This is a genomic window from Pantoea cypripedii, from assembly GCF_002095535.1.
In the GTDB taxonomy this organism is placed as follows: Bacteria; Pseudomonadota; Gammaproteobacteria; order Enterobacterales; family Enterobacteriaceae; genus Pantoea; species Pantoea cypripedii.
The window spans coordinates 910,975-928,258 of record NZ_MLJI01000001.1; the positions used below are offsets into that span (position 1 = coordinate 910,975).

Annotated in this window: 18 protein-coding genes, 2 tRNA genes and 1 rRNA gene; 11 read left to right on the forward strand and 10 right to left on the reverse strand. The window is 52.5% G+C overall.

Going from position 1 to position 17,284, the window contains the following annotated elements:
• Positions 1 to 80: 80 nt before the first annotated feature.
• From tsaA to metN, 5 genes are all read right to left on the reverse strand, one after another.
• Entirely contained in the window at positions 81 to 788 is a 708-nt protein-coding gene (gene tsaA, locus HA50_RS04020; protein ID WP_084872885.1) for a tRNA (N6-threonylcarbamoyladenosine(37)-N6)-methyltransferase TrmO, read from the reverse strand.
• Entirely contained in the window at positions 785 to 1,186 is a 402-nt protein-coding gene (gene rcsF / locus HA50_RS04025) for an Rcs stress response system protein RcsF (RefSeq protein ID WP_084872887.1), read from the reverse strand. Before rcsF ends, tsaA begins: the two co-directional genes overlap by 4 nt.
• 129 nt (positions 1,187 to 1,315) lie before the next feature.
• Positions 1,316 to 2,131: a MetQ/NlpA family lipoprotein gene (locus tag HA50_RS04030; protein WP_084872890.1), complete on the reverse strand. Its 816-nt coding sequence runs from the start codon at positions 2,129 to 2,131 to the stop codon at positions 1,316 to 1,318.
• A gap of 36 nt (positions 2,132 to 2,167) precedes the next feature.
• Entirely contained in the window at positions 2,168 to 2,821 is a 654-nt protein-coding gene (locus HA50_RS04035) for a methionine ABC transporter permease MetI (RefSeq protein WP_013507970.1), read from the reverse strand.
• On the reverse strand, positions 2,814 to 3,845 hold the full coding sequence (gene metN, locus HA50_RS04040) for a methionine ABC transporter ATP-binding protein MetN (RefSeq protein WP_084872892.1): 1,032 nt from the start codon (positions 3,843 to 3,845) through the stop codon (positions 2,814 to 2,816). The genes HA50_RS04035 and metN overlap by 8 nt, the downstream gene beginning before the upstream one ends.
• A gap of 188 nt (positions 3,846 to 4,033) precedes the next feature.
• On the opposite strand from metN, the gene gmhB reads away from it, so the two are divergent.
• The 4 genes from gmhB to dkgB all read left to right on the forward strand — a co-directional run bounded on the left by gmhB (position 4,034) and on the right by dkgB (position 6,424).
• A complete protein-coding gene (gene gmhB, locus HA50_RS04045) occupies positions 4,034 to 4,594 on the forward strand; it encodes a D-glycero-beta-D-manno-heptose 1,7-bisphosphate 7-phosphatase (RefSeq protein ID WP_084872894.1) in 561 nt (186 codons plus the stop codon).
• Positions 4,595 to 5,181: 587 nt separating this feature from the next.
• Positions 5,182 to 5,297, forward strand: a 5S ribosomal RNA gene (gene rrf / locus HA50_RS04050).
• A gap of 74 nt (positions 5,298 to 5,371) precedes the next feature.
• Positions 5,372 to 5,448: transfer RNA gene (locus HA50_RS04055), tRNA-Asp, on the forward strand.
• Positions 5,449 to 5,620: 172 nt separating this feature from the next.
• Positions 5,621 to 6,424 (forward strand): 2,5-didehydrogluconate reductase DkgB, encoded by an 804-nt coding sequence (dkgB, locus tag HA50_RS04060; protein ID WP_084878326.1) that lies wholly within the window; start codon positions 5,621 to 5,623, stop codon positions 6,422 to 6,424.
• A gap of 11 nt (positions 6,425 to 6,435) precedes the next feature.
• Here the strand turns inward: dkgB and yafC are convergent, their stop codons facing one another.
• Entirely contained in the window at positions 6,436 to 7,344 is a 909-nt protein-coding gene (gene yafC / locus HA50_RS04065) for a DNA-binding transcriptional regulator YafC (RefSeq protein WP_084872896.1), read from the reverse strand.
• Between the two features lie 98 nt (positions 7,345 to 7,442).
• Here yafC and HA50_RS04070 point away from each other — a divergent pair, with 98 nt between their 5' ends.
• The gene (locus HA50_RS04070; protein ID WP_084872898.1) at positions 7,443 to 8,621 is read left to right on the forward strand and encodes an MFS transporter; all 1,179 of its coding nucleotides are present in this window, start codon (positions 7,443 to 7,445) and stop codon (positions 8,619 to 8,621) included.
• A 146-nt stretch (positions 8,622 to 8,767) separates the two neighbouring features.
• On the forward strand, positions 8,768 to 9,571 hold the full coding sequence (locus HA50_RS04075) for an endonuclease/exonuclease/phosphatase family protein (protein WP_084872900.1): 804 nt from the start codon (positions 8,768 to 8,770) through the stop codon (positions 9,569 to 9,571).
• Between the two features lie 60 nt (positions 9,572 to 9,631).
• Here the strand turns inward: HA50_RS04075 and mltD are convergent, their stop codons facing one another.
• The gene (gene mltD, locus HA50_RS04080; protein WP_084872902.1) at positions 9,632 to 11,011 is read right to left on the reverse strand and encodes a murein transglycosylase D; all 1,380 of its coding nucleotides are present in this window, start codon (positions 11,009 to 11,011) and stop codon (positions 9,632 to 9,634) included.
• A 71-nt stretch (positions 11,012 to 11,082) separates the two neighbouring features.
• The gene (gene gloB / locus HA50_RS04085) at positions 11,083 to 11,838 is read right to left on the reverse strand and encodes a hydroxyacylglutathione hydrolase (RefSeq protein ID WP_084872904.1); all 756 of its coding nucleotides are present in this window, start codon (positions 11,836 to 11,838) and stop codon (positions 11,083 to 11,085) included.
• 39 nt (positions 11,839 to 11,877) lie between these two features.
• On the opposite strand from gloB, the gene HA50_RS04090 reads away from it, so the two are divergent.
• On the forward strand, positions 11,878 to 12,612 hold the full coding sequence (locus tag HA50_RS04090) for a class I SAM-dependent methyltransferase (RefSeq protein WP_084872906.1): 735 nt from the start codon (positions 11,878 to 11,880) through the stop codon (positions 12,610 to 12,612).
• Here the strand turns inward: HA50_RS04090 and rnhA are convergent.
• Positions 12,597 to 13,163 (reverse strand): ribonuclease HI, encoded by a 567-nt coding sequence (gene rnhA, locus HA50_RS04095; RefSeq protein WP_167379253.1) that lies wholly within the window; start codon positions 13,161 to 13,163, stop codon positions 12,597 to 12,599. The two genes, HA50_RS04090 and rnhA, sit on opposite strands and share 16 nt — an antisense overlap.
• Here rnhA and dnaQ point away from each other — a divergent pair.
• Both dnaQ and HA50_RS04105 read left to right on the forward strand, forming a co-directional pair.
• Positions 13,117 to 13,848 carry a DNA polymerase III subunit epsilon gene (gene dnaQ / locus HA50_RS04100; protein WP_084872910.1) on the forward strand — a complete coding sequence of 244 codons (732 nt, stop codon included), beginning with the start codon at positions 13,117 to 13,119 and terminating at the stop codon, positions 13,846 to 13,848. The two genes, rnhA and dnaQ, sit on opposite strands and share 47 nt — an antisense overlap.
• A 134-nt stretch (positions 13,849 to 13,982) precedes the next feature.
• Positions 13,983 to 14,059: transfer RNA gene (locus HA50_RS04105), tRNA-Asp, on the forward strand.
• Positions 14,060 to 14,171: 112 nt separating this feature from the next.
• Here the strand turns inward: HA50_RS04105 and HA50_RS04110 are convergent.
• On the reverse strand, positions 14,172 to 15,668 hold the full coding sequence (locus HA50_RS04110; RefSeq protein WP_084872912.1) for an NCS1 family nucleobase:cation symporter-1: 1,497 nt from the start codon (positions 15,666 to 15,668) through the stop codon (positions 14,172 to 14,174).
• A gap of 145 nt (positions 15,669 to 15,813) precedes the next feature.
• On the opposite strand from HA50_RS04110, the gene HA50_RS04115 reads away from it, so the two are divergent.
• Both HA50_RS04115 and hpxA read left to right on the forward strand, forming a co-directional pair.
• Positions 15,814 to 16,530 (forward strand): GntR family transcriptional regulator, encoded by a 717-nt coding sequence (locus HA50_RS04115; protein ID WP_084872914.1) that lies wholly within the window; start codon positions 15,814 to 15,816, stop codon positions 16,528 to 16,530.
• On the forward strand, positions 16,530 to 17,261 hold the full coding sequence (gene hpxA, locus HA50_RS04120; protein ID WP_084872916.1) for an allantoin racemase: 732 nt from the start codon (positions 16,530 to 16,532) through the stop codon (positions 17,259 to 17,261). Before HA50_RS04115 ends, hpxA begins: the two co-directional genes overlap by 1 nt.
• Positions 17,262 to 17,284 lie beyond the last annotated feature (23 nt).

A 17,284-nucleotide genomic window follows, 5' to 3' on the forward strand; every position in this document is an offset into this window, starting at 1 on the left:
CCAGTTATACGGAAGGTCACTGACAAAAAATTTTGCTGGCGGCTAGTGTACCAGCGAGATCAGCCACTCAAAAGCGGGTTTTAGCGCGGATCGATCGCGACCACCTCTGTACCTGCCTCATCAATCCGCCAGCGCACATTAAAATCGAGCAGCCATGCGGCATATTCACGGCCGGCTTCCTCTCCTTTGCGATACGCCGGACGGGGATCCTGCGCCAGCACATCGCTGATAAAACGCGTCAAATGAGGATGTTGCTGCTGGTGCTGCTGAAGTTGCGCCAGGGCCAGAGGAGAGAAGCGCACCGGCATTGAGGCTTCAGGCGCGGCCTGCGCGAATCCAGCGCGTGCATCAGGCAATGCCTCGGCAAACGGCAAATAGGGTTTGATATCGACAACCGGCGTACCATCCACTAAATCGAGGCTGCCAAGTTGTAAAATGACCTGCTGCTTCTCACAGCGAATACCTTTGAGTTCAACCAGCGACATGCCGATAGGGTTCGGACGAAAGGTTGAACGTGTGGCAAATACTCCCATGCGCGTATTACCGCCCAGGCGTGGCGGACGCACGGTGGGACGCCAGCCGCCTTCCATCGTCTGATGAAAGATAAACAGCACCCATAAATGGCTGAATGCTTCCAGGCCACGTACCGCTTCAGGCTGATTATAAGGCGGCAGCAGATGTAGCTCACCACCGCCATCCTGCACCAGACCGGGCTGGCGCGGGACGGCAAATTTCTCTTTCCACGGTGAGCGGATCACACCGATTTGCGCAAAGGCAAACTCACTCATTGATTAGCGACTTTCAGTGCAGAACCCTGACAGATGGCCTGACGATAGCAACCTGGGGTGGTGGAGACGATTTCGCATTTGTGCAGCAGCACGGCGTTCGCTTTCATTCCTGCGGCTCGCTGTTGCAGGCGTTTACGGGCGGTATTGATATTTGGTGGTGAATCCTGGTTGCTGCTCTGGCAATCATCGTCGGAGACTTCGCCCAAATCGCGGAACGGTTTGCTGACCAGGTCGGTCGCATCAGTGTAGATCTTCACCGGGGCCGGGCGCGGAGCAGGTTTGCGTTCCGGCTCGCTGGATTGCTGCTGCGGGCGCGATGAAGCACTGCTTATCGGGTGATATTCACGCACACACCCGGTTAGCATCAATGCTAACAAGCAGAGCGGTAAAAAACGCATGGCAACATCCTCATGTTTTTAAAAGTGGCGTTATTGAAACAAGGACAACGGTAAATAACAAGTCAGGTGCCACAACCGGCAAAAGAAAGGGCGGCCGAAGCCGCCCTGCAAGGCATGAAGGGGGAGGGATTACCAACCCTTCACAGCACCGCCATTGAAGATTTTGTTCGCTGCTTCAGCAACTTCGTCAGACTGGTAAGCCTCGACAAATTTTTTCACGTTTTCAGCGTCTTTATTATCTTCACGGCTAACGATCAGGTTCACGTACGGTGAATCTTTATCTTCAACGAAGATGCCGTCTTTAGCCGGAGTCAGGCCAATCTGGCTGGCGTAGGTGGTGTTGATCACCGCCAGCGCAATCTGCTGATCGTCCAGTGAACGAGGTAACTGCGGCGCTTCCAGCTCAACAATCTTCAGGTTTTTCGGGTTTTCGGTGATATCCAGCGAGGTTGGCAGCAGACCAACACCGTCTTTCAGTTTGATCAGGCCCACTTTCTGCAGCAGCAGCAGTGAACGGCCGAGGTTAGTCGGGTCATTCGGAATGGCAATCTGTGCACCGTTCTGCAGTTCATCCAGCGATTTGATCTTTTTGGAGTAACCGGCAATCGGGTAAACGAAGGTGTTGCCAACCGGTACCAGTTTATAACCGCGATCTTTGATCTGCTGATCCAGATACGGTTTGTGCTGGAAGGCGTTAACGTCAATATCACCTTTGCTCAACGCTTCGTTCGGCAGAACGTAATCGTTGAAAGTGACCAGCTCAACATCAAGACCATATTTCTCTTTGGCGACTTTCTGGGCTGTCTCAGCAACCTGCTGCTCAGCACCGACGATCACACCCACTTTAATGTGGTTTGGATCTTTTGCTTTCTGATCGCATCCTGCCAGCGCAATCACGCCAATCAGAGCGCCCACAGCGGCAATCTTTTTAAATGTAAAAGACATATCCTTTCCTTAATAGAGAATATTGATATTGCTTGCTTACTTATGGGACACGGCACGTACGATGCGGTCGCCACAGAATTGGATTAAATAAACCAGCACAACCAGCAGTACCAGCACGGTATTCATCACGGTAGCGTTATAGCCGATGTAACCATACTGATAGCCAATCTGGCCCAGGCCGCCAGCCCCCACGGCTCCACCCATAGCGGAGTAACCGACCAGCGTAATCAGGGTAATTGTAGCGGCATTCACCAGTCCCGGCAGGGCTTCTGGCAACAGGACTTTACGGACGATCTGCAAGGGTGTGGCACCCATCGCGCGTGATGCTTCGATTAAACCCGTAGGCAGCTCCAGCAGGGCGTTTTCGACCATGCGGGCGATAAACGGAGCCGCACCGACGGTAAGCGGAACGATAGCCGCCTGCAGACCAATTGAGGTGCCGACAATCGCGCGGGTAAACGGAATCATCCATACCAGCAGAATAATGAACGGAATCGAACGGAAGATATTCACCAGCGCAGAAAGTACGCGATACAGCGCTCCGTTCGCCAGAATCTGCCCCGGACGCGTGACGTACAGCAGAACACCAACCGGCAGACCGAGCACAAAACCAAAAAAGCCGGAGACGAAGGTCATCATCAGCGTTTCCCAAATGCCACGTCCCAGTAGCCACATCATCGCTTCAGACATAACCCAGTACCTCTACTTTCACGTGGTTCTCTTTCAGCCAGATAATCGCGGCTTTGGTATCTTCTTCACTACCGTCCATTTCGGCCAGCATAATGCCGAACTTCACGCCACCGGCGTAATCCATCTGCGCACTAATAATATTGTTGTTAACGTTGAAGCGGCGTGCCGCTTCCGACAGCAGTGGGGCATCGACCGACTTGCCGGTAAATTCCAGACGTAATAAAGGTACGCTTCCCGCTACAGGCTGTGCGGACATACGTTGCTGGTAGTCGTCAGGAATATCGAGATGCAGCGTTGACTGAATAAATTGCTGTGCCAGCGGTGTTTTCGGATGAGAGAACACTTCACTTACGCTGTCTTTCTCGATCAATTCACCATTGCTGATGACGGCAACCTGATCACAGATGCGTTTCACAACATCCATCTCATGAGTGATCAAGAGAATGGTCAGACCGAGACGACGGTTAATATCCTTCAACAGTTCCAGGATGGAACGTGTCGTCGCGGGATCCAGTGCGCTGGTGGCTTCGTCGCACAGCAGTACCTTGGGATTGCTTGCCAGTGCGCGGGCAATCGCCACACGTTGCTTCTGGCCGCCGGACAGATTGGCTGGCCAGGCGTCATGCTTATCCGCCAGTCCCACCAGTTCCAGCAATTCGCTGACGCGTTTCTTAATCTGTTCACGGGAAAGATTACCCAGCTCCAGCGGCAAAGCGACATTGCCGGAGACGGTGCGCGAGTTCATCAGATTAAAATGCTGGAAGATCATGCCAATCTGGCGGCGAGCCAGCGTCAGTTGACCACCTGAGAGCGAGGTCAGATCCTGACCACCGACGACCACACGGCCTGAAGTGGGGCGCTCCAGCAGATTGACGCAGCGAATGAGTGTACTTTTACCGGCACCGGATGAACCGATGACGCCATAAATCTGTCCGGCAGGCACATGCAGGCTGACGTTTGACAACGCCTGAATAGTGCGTGAACCTTGCTGGAACACTTTGCTAATATTTTCTAGTTTAATCATTAGGTTAATTATTATCGTGTTGCGTTATCCGTGGTGTTTCGGTTTTCATCGGTCTGAACCATATGAAATCTGGATGGATGTTAAGGCATCCAGACGGCTAAATCAATGAAAGTCATTCAATCTGCCATTCTCTCATTATGCGCAATCATGCCATACTGAGCGGCAATTTTTGCAGCAGGAGTTTCTACGTGGCGAACAAAGTCCCGGCTATTTTTCTTGATCGTGATGGCACATTGAATGTCGATCACGGCTATGTTCATGAGATCGATAATTTTCAGTTTATTGAAGGCACCATCGAGGCGCTGCAGGCGCTGAAAAAAATGGGCTTTGCACTGGTACTAGTGACCAATCAGTCGGGCATTGCGCGCGGCATGTTTACGGAAGACCAGTTTATGCAGCTGACCGAGTGGATGGACTGGTCGCTGGCTGACCGTGATGTTGATCTCGACGGTATCTATTTTTGTCCGCATCTGCCGGATGCAACAGTAGAAGCTTATCGTCAGCAATGTGATTGCCGTAAACCACAACCTGGCATGCTGCTTTCGGCGCAGGAACATTTGCATATTGATATGGCCGCTTCTTATATGGTTGGCGATAAACTGGAAGATATGCAGGCTGCGCAGGCGGCAGGTGTGGGCACTAAAGTGTTGGTACGCACAGGCAAACCGGTGACGGCGGAAGGCGAAGCGGCGGCGGATTGGGTAATTGATAGCTTGGCGGACCTGCCAGCTCGCATTAAAAAGGGCTAAAAACGGGCCTTTTGCACAAATTTCAGCCGAACAGTAAAAAAGTTGAAATTTGCGCTTGCGCTTCGTCAGAGTCTCCCTATAATGCGCCTCCACTGACACGGCAAAGCGGCAACGCAGAGGGTCAGTGAGGGACGAAGTGATTCATCCCGCCGGAGAAAATCGCTGAAAAAAGTGATTGACTCTGAAGGAGGAAAGCGTAATATACGCCACCTCGCGACAGACGGCTAACCCGCTGCTCGCACTGCTCTTTAACAATTTATCAGACAATCTGTGTGGGCACTCGCAGGATTGATATCAAAAGTCTGCGGACTTAAAAAATATCAAGTCTCAAGAGTGAACACGTAATTCATTACGAAGTTTAATTCTTTGAGCATCAAACTTAAATTGAAGAGTTTGATCATGGCTCAGATTGAACGCTGGCGGCAGGCCTAACACATGCAAGTCGAACGGTAGCCTAGCTAGCTAGACGCTGAGGCAAGGCGGCAAGCGCAGTAAATGAAGGAGCATACATAAGTATGTGACTGAGTTTACAAGAGCGGCCAACGCAGCATCAGTGAAAAATATTCGTTTCTGGCACAAAGAATTTGCCTGGCGGCTGTAGCGCGGTGGTCCCACCTGACCCCATGCCGAACTCAGAAGTGAAACGCCGTAGCGCCGATGGTAGTGTGGGGTCTCCCCATGCGAGAGTAGGGAACTGCCAGGCATCAATTTAAGGTATTTACCTGAAAAGGTAACACCGGTTATCAGCGAGACCCCGCTGGTAATGCAGTATTCGGTGGTGCGGTAGTTCAGTCGGTTAGAATACCGGCCTGTCACGCCGGGGGTCGCGGGTTCGAGTCCCGTCCGCACCGCCACTCTCTTGATTAGCCCTGACTGAAAAGTCAGGGCTTTTTCATTTCTGGCATATCAACATTGATTGTTGACTGAAACGCAAAATTCCTCTGCTTATAAGCGGATTTTTCAGCAGCAATGATGCTGTCACAATATCCCTCATCGAAATATATTCCATTCACCGATGAGGAAATCATGACAATCCCTGCTTTTGGTTTAGGTACTTTCCGTCTGCAAGACGACGTTGTTATTCATTCAGTTAAAACCGCACTTGAGCTGGGTTATCGTACTATCGATACCGCTCAGATCTATGAAAACGAAGCCGCAGTAGGCCAGGCAATTGCCGAAAGTGGCGTCGAGCGTGGTGAGCTGTTCGTGACGACTAAGATCTGGGTAGAAAACCTCTCTGCCGATAAACTGATTCCCAGCCTCAAAGATAGTCTGTTGAAATTGCGCACCGACTACGTCGATCTCACCCTGATCCACTGGCCATCCCCAGGAGCCGCCGTGTCAGTGAAAGAAAGTATGCAGGCATTAATGGCTGCCAAAGAAGCGGGTTTGACGCGCCAGATCGGTATTTCAAATTTCCCCATCGCGCTGATGAAAGAGGCAATCGAAGCCGTAGGTGTGGAAAATATCGCCACGAATCAGATCGAGCTGCATCCCTATTTGCAAAATGGGCAGGTAGTGGAGTTCGCTCGGGAGCAGGGCATTCACATTACCTCCTATATGACGCTGGCTTATGGTGAAGCGTTGAAAGACGAAGCAATTAAGGCGATTGCGCAAAAACATCAGGCCACTCCTGCGCAGGTTGTGCTGGCGTGGGCAATGCAGCTGGGATATGCGGTGATCCCATCATCGACCAAACGTGAGAACCTGGCGGGCAATCTGCATGCGCAGGATCTGACCCTGGATCGCGAAGATATGGATAAGATCCATGCTCTGGATCGAGCACAACGTCTGGTCAGCCCGGAAGGTCTGGCACCGTCCTGGGATTAAGCGTGAAATGATCAGTCCTGGCTACGCCAGGGCTGTTTCTGCACCCATTCGCTAAGAAAATCAATAAACGCCCGCACACGCTGGCTCACGCCAAGGTCACTGTAGTAAACCGCATTAAAGGGCATTTCTACTGGCAGGCGCTGCTGCGCCAGCAATTCCACCAGGGTCCCCTCAGCAATTTCTTTATCGACCATATAGTCCGATAAGCAGGCAATACCATTGTCATTCAGGCAAAGCTGTTTCAGCGTCTCTCCACTGTTTGACGACATACCCGGCTGGATATCATAAAGTTCGCCATTTTCCTGCGCTACCGGCCAGCGATTAAGGCGTAAGGTTTCAGCGAAGCCCAGACATTCATGATTAGCCAGATCAGCCACCGACGCAGGAACACCAAACTTCGCCAGATAAGCAGGGGTGGCGACCAATTTACGGTAGCTGATAAACAGCAGACGAGCGCGCAGGGTGGAATCCGTCAGCGTTCCTGCCCGAATGGCAACGTCGACTTTTCTCTCAATAAGATTAATAAAGCTTTCTGAGGAGATGAGCGAGAGCGTGACATCTGGGTAACGTTCGCGAAAAGGCTTAATCATTGGCAGCAGCAGATGCAAAATCACCGGTGTTGCTGCATCAATACGCAGTAAACCCTGCGGCGCTTGCTGGCGTTCAATCAGCTCGTTTTCGGCTGTCGACATTTCCTGCATCAATTTCTGTACGCGACGGAAATAATGTTCACCTTCATGAGTGAGTGCCAACTGGCGCGTAGTACGAGTCAATAATGCCACTCCCAGTTTGGTTTCAAGCTTTTTTACTGTGCGACTGACGGCAGAGTTGGCCATATTCAACTGCTCCGCAGCCCGGCTAAAGCTGCCACTTTCCACCACGGCGATGAATACCTTCACTTCGTCTGATGATGCTTTCATTATCTCTCCAAAAGCAAAAGTCTATTGTTACTTTGCACCTTTTTGTTATTAAAGCATAAGCAGATACTGACGCCTATCAAAACCAATGGGAGTCAATCATGCCACTTGCACTCTGGGCGCTGACCATCAGCGCCTTCGCTATCGGAACAACTGAATTTGTCATCGTTGGGTTAATCCCGACCATTGCGGAACAGCTTGCCATCACTCTGCCTTCTGCTGGGATGCTGGTCTCTATCTATGCTCTCGGGGTTGCTGTAGGTGCGCCGGTGCTCACTGCTCTCACCGGGAAATTGCCACGTAAGCATTTGCTGATGGGATTGATGGCACTGTTTACTCTGGGGAACCTGGTAGCCTGGCAGGCACCGAACTATGAAACGCTGGTCATTGCCCGTTTGCTAACTGGCCTGGCGCACGGTGTATTCTTCTCTGTAGGCTCCACCATCGCCACCAGCCTGGTAAGCAAAGAGAAAGCGGCCAGTGCAATTGCGATTATGTTTGGTGGTCTGACCGTCGCGCTGGTGACGGGGGTACCGCTGGGAACGCTGATAGGACAGCATTTCGGCTGGCGAGAGAGTTTTCTTGCGGTATCGATGCTGGGGGTAATTGCCCTAATCGGTAGTATGTTGCTGGTGCCACGTAACATCGCGCAGCCGCCCGCTACATCGTTACTGCAGCAGGCTCGGGTGCTGACCAATCCACGTTTATTATTGATCTATGCGATTACTGCGTTGGGCTATGGTGGCGTGTTTACGGCCTTTACCTTTCTGGCGCCGATGATGCAGTCTCTGGCAGGCTTCTCTCCCTCAGCCGTGAGCATTATTTTGCTGGGATATGGTATCGCGGTGGCGATAGGTAATATCTGGGGTGGAAAACTGGCGGACCGTCGTGGTGCCGTGCCAGCCCTGACCATAATTTTCGCCGCTCTGGCGATTTTGTTAGCCGTCTTTCAGTTCACGGCCAATACGCACTACCTGGCGTTAGCGACAGTGATCATTATGGGCATCTTTGCCTTCGCCAATGTGCCTGGCTTGCAGGTTTACGTGGTACAAAAGGCAGAACACTATGCCCCCGGAGCAGTCGACGTTGCCTCTGGACTCAACATCGCCGCCTTTAATATTGGTATCGCACTGGGTTCCACGGTTGGCGGGTATATAGTGCAGCATTATGGATTAGCACAAACGCCGTGGGTGGGGGCAGTGATTGTCTTTGTCGCCTTGTTGCTGGTACGCCTTAGTAGTTTGCTGGATAAGCCACGTGCCGTTATGGCTGCGGAATAATCTTCAGAAACAGCCTGCCAAATGGCAGGCTGTTCACGTTTAAGCCGAAATATCCACTCCGACAATCAAGAACACCAATTGAAACCCCGCGCTAAAATCCCTATAACAGTCAGGTGAAGTATGTTTGTAACCAGCCAGGCGGGAAAGTGCGGAAAAAAACCTATGCAATGCGTTATGTAGCAGGTCAGCCTGCCGAGCGGATCTTTCCGCCGGGAGCGATGCTGCATCTTGGGCAGGCACTGCCGCCCGGCGCACCATTGCCAGCCGACCCAACTTTACGGGTATTGGTCTGGAACATCTTTAAACAGCAGCGAGCAGACTGGATGTCAGTGCTGCAGGGCTTTGGCAAAGATGCGCATCTGGTGTTGTTACAGGAAGCACAGACCACGCCTGAGCTAGTCAGATTTGCCACCAGCAACTATCTGGCTGCAGACCAGGTACCCGCATTTGTCCTGCCTCAGCATCCTTCTGGCGTGATGACACTGGCATCAGCGCATCCTGTTTATTGCTGCCCATTGCGTGAGCGTGAGCCGTTGCTACGGCTGGCAAAATCAGCACTGGTGACGGCTTACCCGCTACCGAACGGCGAAATGCTGATGGTGGTGAACATTCATGCGGTGAATTTCAGCCTTGGCATTGATGTCTACAGCAAACAGCTGGGGCCGATTGGCGAGCAGATTCAGTATCACCGTGGCCCGGTGATTATGGCGGGAGATTTCAACGCCTGGAGTCGTCAGCGCATGAAGGCGCTGTTTCGCTTTGCTCAGGAGATGTCATTAAGGGAAGTGACTTTTACTGATGACCACCGACGGAAAGCCTTCGGCCGTCCACTGGATTTTGTTTTTTACCGCGATATGAAAGTGAATGAGGCGTCGGTACTGGTGACTCGTGCTTCAGACCACAACCCATTGCTGGTCGAATTTAACTCCACCTGGGCAGCAGCGCGCTAAAACCGATTTTTCCCGATAAGAAAATGAAAAAGGCCGACAAATGTCAGCCTTTTCGAGCCATTAGGTATCTGGCGTTGCGCTATTATGGACAAACAGCGTGAGGTTATCCCCCGGCTGAATGCTTTTCGCAGCAGTTAATACACTGTTCCAGCGCATAACGTCCTGGATGTTAACACCATGACGTCGCGCGATACTGGCAAGAGAATCACCCTTACGAACACGATAGGTGATGCTGTTGCCGTTATCGGCCAGCTGCGAGCCTTTGTCGCCAACGGTCAGTTTCTGACCGATTCGAACCGAGGCACCGCGCAGGTTATTCTGCTGTTTCAGTGCATTGACGCTAACGCCAAGCTTGCTGGCAATGCCAGACAAGGTGTCACCTTTGCGCACCGTGTAGCTGCTAACGGCATCACTGGCTTTCGCCAGCTGCGGCTGCACGGAGGCAATATCACCGGATGCCAGTGAATTGCGTAGCTGAGCAACATTGGACTTAGGCACCATAATGTAGTGCGGTCCATTCGGCGCTGTCGTACCGTGTTTATAGCCGGCATTGAAGCTTTTCAGCTTACTTAACGACATACCAGCCATATCTGCGGCCTGCGTCAGCTCAATCTGCTGACCCACTTCCACGCGAGCCAGTGCACGGCTCTCATTTGGGGTCGGCAATTTGATGCCGTAGCGCTTGTTGTTCTTGAGAATATCACTCAAGGCCAACATTTTCGGAACATAAACCGTGGTTTCGCGTGGCAGCGACAAGTTCCAGAAGTCGGTCGGCTTACCGCGCGCCTTGTTCTGTTTAATCGCCTTGAGCACACGTCCTTCACCGCTGTTATAGGCGGCGATGGTCAGTAACCAGTCACCGTCAAACATGGTGTTGAGACGCTGCATCATATCCAGCGCAACCTTGGTAGAAGCCACCACATCGCGGCGACCGTCATACCATTGGTTTTGTTTCAAACCATAGTTTTTGCCCGTAGTTGCAACAATCTGCCAGATGCCAGCGGCATTCGCAGAAGATGTTGCATGTGGGTCAAAAGCGCTCTCCACTATGGGTAGCAGTACCAGTTCCATCGGCATTTTACGTTTCTGTATCTGCTCGACTATCCAGTACATGTACGGCTCTGCCCGTAATGTTACATCGTGGAGATAGCTCTTATTTCTTAAGTACTTTGTTTTTTGTTCGCGGATCCGGGGGTTATCCGGAATCCCCATCTTCAACTCGTCACTAATGTGATTCCAGAGATCAGTGTCTTCTGCGAGGCTTGTTCCATCATCTTGCCAGCGCGGCGACAACAAGCGATCTCCGTACTTTCCATTTTCACCTTGACCAGCTGAAGACAGGCTCTGAGCATGCTGTTCTGGGATCGTGGCGTCATTCCTTGATGCCTGACATCCTCCCACCAGCAAGACAGAGGCGATTAATATCGCTTTTGCCTTCATGTGTGTGTCAATAGTTCGCTTAAAAGACGAGCAATAATACGTGACGACCTGACACAACACAACCATAAAAATTAAAAACGATCTTTCTTCTCGCGTAGAACAGCAAAAGTTTGCCATAGCGGGGCGGTTGCTAAATTAACGCCTAAAGCCTTTTGCAAATCAGGATCTTGCGTGCGCAAAAATAAATTTATTTCCCTCTCCAGCGCCAGATTTGTGGGCAAAGTAATGCGATTTTCTGCACGTAAGTCCTTAATTTGCTGATACCTTGCCAAAATTTTCGGGTCATGAGGCAGAATAGCCGCAGCAAACTTCATATTGGATAAAGTGTACTCATGGGCACAGCAAATTAAGGTGTCGGCAGGGAGTTCATTAAGCTTTTGAAATGAATCAAACATTTGTTGCGCAGTGCCTTCAAATAATCTGCCGCAACCACCGGAAAACATAGTGTCGCCACAGAAAAGATAAGGCGAACTGAAATATGAGATATGTCCTAAAGTGTGCCCGGGGGTCGCGATGACACGAAAATTTCTCCCTAACAACGTAAATTCATCTCCATCGGCGATAATCTGCTTTGCCCCTTTATCTGCAGTTTCCTGTGGACCGAAAACGGCCATATCGGGGTAATGCTGGAGCAATTCGCTGACGCCACCCACATGGTCGTGATGATGATGAGTCAGTAAAATCGCCACCGGATGCCAGCGATTGGATTTGATTTTATCCAGTACCGGTTGTGCTTCGCCGGGATCGACAATCAGGCAATTTTGCTGGTCATCCGTCAGTGTCCAGATGTAGTTATCCTGCAATGCGGGAATACTGGTAAGATTCATAAACACCTCTCAGGCCGTAGAAAAGGAAGATGGTAAAGCATGAAGCCGGCTAAAACACGCCAAATCCTGACTGCGCCGCGCTCCTGGCGCGACATGCCCTGGGGCGATTACTTTCGCGACGCACTTACACAACAACTTCAGCCTTCGCTCGGCAAGCTGTATGGCTTTCATATGCTTAAAATTGGCAGCCTGAGCGCGGAAATCAATACCAGCCATTGTGCTATTTCGCATCAGGTCAATGTCGGCGAAGAGGGCGAAGGGCTGCAGGTGATTGCCCGTGCTACTCAGCTGCCATTTGAAGCCAAATCGATTGATGCCTGCTTGCTGGCGCATACGTTAGCCTGGAGCCAGGATCCGCATCGCGTGCTGCGTGAAGTGGACCGGGTCTTGATTGACGATGGCTGGATGATTATCAGCGGTTTTAATCCCTTTAGCCTGCTCGGCATCAGCAAAGGCATTCCGGGTTTGCATGGTCGTGCGCCCTGGAGCGGACGGATGTTTAGCCAGATGCGACTGCTGGACTGGCTGAATCTGCTGAATTACGAAGTAGTCTACCGTACCCGCTTCCAGGTAGTGCCGTGGCATCGGCAGGGCGGCAAAGTGATCAGTGCGCATCTGCCTGCGCTGGGTTGTCTGAATGTGGTGGTGGCGCGTAAACGCACCTTCCCGTTAACGCCCACCAAAGTGAAAAAAAGCCTGAGTAAAACGCAGCTGCGGCAGACGGTAAACGCCACGCGGCAGTTTCGGAAAATGAAGGATCAGGATTCGGGCTGATAGCCGATATCGTCCTGTGACGGCTGGCTGGCGGCACTGCGCGCCAGTTCGTCACAGCGTTCATTCTCCGGGTGACCGGCATGGCCCTTCACCCATTCCCACACTATCTGGTGTGAACTCAGCGCCAGATCCAATCGTTGCCACAGATCGACATTCTTCACGGGCTTTTTATCTGCGGTTTTCCAGCCACGTTTTTTCCAGTTGTGGATCCAGCTGGTAATACCCTGGCGCACATATTGGCTGTCGGTGCTGATCACCACTTCACAGGGTTGAGTCAGCGCTTCCAGCGCCACAATGGCGGCCATCAGTTCCATACGATTATTGGTGGTGAGGCGATAACCGGCACTGAAGGTTTTTTCATGCTGGCGATAACGCAGAATGGCACCATAGCCACCAGGACCGGGATTGCCAAGACAGGATCCATCGGTGAATATTTCTACCTGTTTACGCATCTCTGGTAGACTTCCTTCTGACAAAACGCCAAGTCTGACATAAACGAGTCCTATGAGCACTGCAAATAACCGCCAGATCGTCCTCGATACAGAAACCACCGGCATGAACATGCTCGGTGTGCACTATGAAGGACACCGCATCATTGAAATCGGTGCGGTTGAAGTTATCAATCGCCGCCTGACCGGCAACAACTTCCATATTTACCTCAAGCCTGACCGGCTGGTGGATCCGGAAGCCTTTGGCGTGCATGGTATTGCCGATGAATTTCTGGCGGATAAACCCAGCTTCAGCGACATCGCCGATGAGTTTCTTGACTACATCCGGGGTGCTGAGCTGGTGATTCATAACGCATCGTTCGATATCGGTTTTATGGATTACGAGTTTGCCATGTTGAAACGCGACATCGGCAAAACGGAAACCTTCTGCCAGATAACCGATAGCCTGGCGATGGCGCGTAAGATGTTCCCCGGCAAGCGTAACAGCCTTGATGCGCTCTGTAACCGTCTCGAAATTGATAACAGTAAGCGTACGCTGCACGGCGCATTACTCGATGCCGAAATCCTGGCGGAAGTGTTCCTGACCATCACCGGTGGCCAGACATCACTGGCATTCTCGCTGGACAGTGAGCAAAGCAACCAGGCCGATGGTGAAAATATTCAGCGTATTGTGCGTCCGGCATCCGGGCTGCGCGTGGTCAGCGCCAGTGATGAAGAATGTCTGGCACATGAAGGGCGTTTAGATCTGGTGATGAAGAAGGGCGGCAGCTGCCTGTGGCGCGCCTGAAATCGCTGATTTTGCGTGGAAAAGCGGCGTTAAGTCGAAAAAAGCAGCAAACGAAACAAAGCCACAGAAAAAGCGTTGACGGCTGATCGCCCTGCCATTAATATGCGCCTCGTTCCCGACGGGGAACACAGCGCGGTGCGGTAGTTCAGTCGGTTAGAATACCGGCCTGTCACGCCGGGGGTCGCGGGTTCGAGTCCCGTCCGCACCGCCAATCTCTTTAAAGAAGCCGATTCAGCAATGAATCGGCTTTTTGCTTTTCTGCCGTAGCGTCGCGATTAATCGCGCGGGTTTTACCGATATCGCGCGATTCCTGTAAATCACACTTAATCCTTCTGTACCGCCACTTTTCCACGATAGGTTGTCGTTACCGACGTCTCGCGTTCAGCGCGTGCCAGCCAGCGATAGCAACCCATGCCCAGTGCCACACCGATAAACCAGCTGAAGTTCGCCACTTCATGCAGTGAAGGGATAAAGCTGATAATCAGACCAATTCCCACTGATGGCAGCAGAGCGGCGATTGCTTTTGGGTTAAAACCGCTCTGATACCAGTAACGGCCTTTCGGCGTGTCATCAAACAGATCATCGACATACACCTTGCTGCGTTTGATCAGGTAGAAATCGGCGATCAGAATGCCAAACAACGGCCCAATAAACGCACCCAGCACATCCAGGGTGTAGTGGATCAGTTCAGGTGACTGGAACAGGTTCCACGGCGTCAGCAGGACCGAACCCACTGCGGCAATCATGCCACCGGTGCGGAAACTGATTTTCTGCGGCGAGCAGTTGGAGAAGTCGAAAGCCGGTGAAACGAAGTTCGCCACGATATTGATACCGATGGTGGCGGTGATCATGGTCAGCAGGCCAATCGCCACTGCCAGATCGTTACCCACCATGCTGACCGTTTCAATCGGGTCGGTAATCATGCGGCCAAACAGCGAATTGCTGCCGGAGACAATCACCACGGTGACGATGGAGAACAGCAGGAAGTTAAACGGCAGACCCCAGCGGTTGCCACGACGAATCTCACCCATATTTTTGCCATAACGGGAGAAGTCGCCAAAGTTAAGCAGCGGACCAGAGAAGTAAGACACCACCAGCGCCGTGGCGGTGATCATCTGCCAGGTCTGCTCACCGGCGCTCAGCTGCTTGCTGGCGAGGGTAAAGGAGATACCGTCAAACCCGGTCTTGTATACAATCCATCCGGCCAATGCCACCATCACGACGTATACCGCCGGGCCGGCAACATCGATGAAACGTTTAATCGCGTTCATCCCGTGCCAGAACACCAGCGCCTGCAGGAACCACATCACACCGAAGCAGCACCAGCCCAGCTGAGATAAGCCCAGCCAGCTGCTGTGGGTCATGCTGGTGAGTGACGGGAAGAACTTCAGCAGCACCAGCATCAACGCGTTGGCTGCCAGGTAAGTCTGAATGCCATACCAGGCGAACGCGATCAGGCCACGAATCACCGCCGGGATATTAGCCCCGAAAACACCAAACGCCTGACGTGAAATCACCGCGTAAGGCACGCCCGCCATCTGGCTGGGCTTGGCTACCAGGTTGGCACACAGCTGGACAATGCAAATTCCCACCAGCAGACACAGCAATACCTGCCAGCTTGCCAGGCCGAGAGTAAAGAAGCTGGCAGCCACCACATAGCCGCCCATACTGTGTACATCCGACATCCAGAAAGAAAAAATGTTGTACCACGACCAGTTCTGGTCACGCGTCGGTGCCAGATCCTCGTTGCAAAGTCGTGGGCTGTAATGGGCGTTGGCTTCAGAGGCCACCGCAGAGGTCACTTCAGAATGATTTGGCATGAAACCTGCTCCTCTCTTAATAATGAAAAAATAATCACAGCGTGAAACGGTATTGCAGGATCCAGGCCAGAATTGATTTCTTGTATACAAAAATTGTTTTTCGCGTATACGATGTGCTGTGCACAGACATTTACCGGAGCGGGAAATGAAGAGTGAAACAGGCCAGAGAACGGCCGCAGATCTGAATGATAGAGATGAACCCATCTACCAGGCGTTGCTGAACGCCATTGTCGAACATCAATTACCGCCAGGCAGCAAATTGCCGGAAGAAGCCTTATCCGAGGTGTTTGGCGTCAGCCGCACGGGCATTCGCAAGGTGCTGCAACGCCTCGCGGCGGTGCAAATGATCACCTTATCGCCCAGACGTGGTGCACAGGTTGCGACGCCTGGCGTGGAAGAGGCGCGTGATATTTTTGCCACGCGTAGTTTACTGGAATGTGCCAACCTGCCTGCGGTGGTCGCGCATGTGCAGCCGCCGCATCTGGCGGCGCTGGCTGGCCTGATTGCGGAAGAACAGCAGGCGCACGAACAGAATGATGGTGCCGCCGCGATTCGTCTGTCGGCCGCCTTTCACATCCAATTGCAGGCGATTTCCGGTAATCAGGTACTGACCGAGATGGTGACGCGCCTGACGCAACGTTCCTCGCTGGTGATTGCCGCCTGGGGCGCGCCCTGGCAGCGTGGCTGCCGTTGTGATCATCACGATCGGCTGGTGGAGCTGTTGCGCCAGAAGGATCTGCCTGCACTGACGGCAGCACTTCAGCATCACTTCGAACATATTGTTGCCAGCCTGCACTTTGAGCGCAGCGGTGAAACCCTTCCTGACTTTGCCCGGTTATTTGCCGGGAAAGGAGCAACGTAATGAGCCTGATCCAGGTCATCAACCCCAACACCAGCCTGGCGATGACGGAAACCATCGGCCAGGCGGCGCGTGCCGTTGCTGCACCGGGTACGGAAATTATCGCGGTATGTCCGAGCCAGGGCGTACCTTCGATTGAAGGGCATTTTGATGAAGCCATTGCGGCGATTGGCGTACTGGAACAGGTGAAGCTGGGCAAAGCGCAGGGGGTGAGTGGGCATGTGATTGCCTGTTTTGGCGATCCCGGCTTATTAGCTGCCCGCGAGCTGGCAAGCGGCCCGGTGGTCGGCATTGCCGAAGCGGCGATGCACACCGCCACGTTACTGGCGACGCGTTTTTCCATCGTCACCACGCTGCCACGTACGCTGATTATCGCGCGCCATTTATTGCAGCAATATGGTTTTACCCATCACTGTGCCGGGGTGCACGCCATCGATTTGCCGGTGCTGGCGTTAGAAGATGGCAGCGGAATTGCACAGGAAAAAGTACGTCAGCGTTGTATCCAGGCGAAGCGGGAAGATGGCAGCGGGGCGATTGTGCTGGGTTGTGGCGGTATGGCAACACTGGCACAGGATCTGACCCTGGAACTCGGTCTGCCGGTGATCGACGGCGTCGGTGCGGCGGTCAAAATGGTGGAATCGCTGGTGGCGCTGGGCTTTGGCACCAGCAAACATGGCGATCTCGATTACCCGCTAGAAAAACCGCTCACAGGTGCTTTTCAGCACCTAAACTAAGCACTGGTTGAGGTTTACCACAG

Excerpts from the sequence above, each read along its gene's own strand:
- tsaA (WP_084872885.1), bottom strand. The coding sequence starts at position 788 with ATGAGTGAGTTTGCCTTTGCGCAAATCGGTGTGATCCGCTCACCGTGG.
- rcsF (WP_084872887.1), bottom strand. The coding sequence starts at position 1,186 with ATGCGTTTTTTACCGCTCTGCTTGTTAGCATTGATGCTAACCGGGTGT.
- HA50_RS04030 (WP_084872890.1), bottom strand. The coding sequence starts at position 2,131 with ATGTCTTTTACATTTAAAAAGATTGCCGCTGTGGGCGCTCTGATTGGC.
- HA50_RS04035 (WP_013507970.1), bottom strand. The coding sequence starts at position 2,821 with ATGTCTGAAGCGATGATGTGGCTACTGGGACGTGGCATTTGGGAAACG.
- metN (WP_084872892.1), bottom strand. The coding sequence starts at position 3,845 with ATGATTAAACTAGAAAATATTAGCAAAGTGTTCCAGCAAGGTTCACGC.
- dkgB (WP_084878326.1), top strand. The coding sequence starts at position 5,621 with ATGACAATCCCTGCTTTTGGTTTAGGTACTTTCCGTCTGCAAGACGAC.
- yafC (WP_084872896.1), bottom strand. The coding sequence starts at position 7,344 with ATGAAAGCATCATCAGACGAAGTGAAGGTATTCATCGCCGTGGTGGAA.
- HA50_RS04070 (WP_084872898.1), top strand. The coding sequence starts at position 7,443 with ATGCCACTTGCACTCTGGGCGCTGACCATCAGCGCCTTCGCTATCGGA.
- mltD (WP_084872902.1), bottom strand. The coding sequence starts at position 11,011 with ATGAAGGCAAAAGCGATATTAATCGCCTCTGTCTTGCTGGTGGGAGGA.
- gloB (WP_084872904.1), bottom strand. The coding sequence starts at position 11,838 with ATGAATCTTACCAGTATTCCCGCATTGCAGGATAACTACATCTGGACA.
- HA50_RS04090 (WP_084872906.1), top strand. The coding sequence starts at position 11,878 with ATGAAGCCGGCTAAAACACGCCAAATCCTGACTGCGCCGCGCTCCTGG.
- dnaQ (WP_084872910.1), top strand. The coding sequence starts at position 13,117 with ATGAGCACTGCAAATAACCGCCAGATCGTCCTCGATACAGAAACCACC.
- HA50_RS04110 (WP_084872912.1), bottom strand. The coding sequence starts at position 15,668 with ATGCCAAATCATTCTGAAGTGACCTCTGCGGTGGCCTCTGAAGCCAAC.
- HA50_RS04115 (WP_084872914.1), top strand. The coding sequence starts at position 15,814 with ATGAAGAGTGAAACAGGCCAGAGAACGGCCGCAGATCTGAATGATAGA.
- hpxA (WP_084872916.1), top strand. The coding sequence starts at position 16,530 with ATGAGCCTGATCCAGGTCATCAACCCCAACACCAGCCTGGCGATGACG.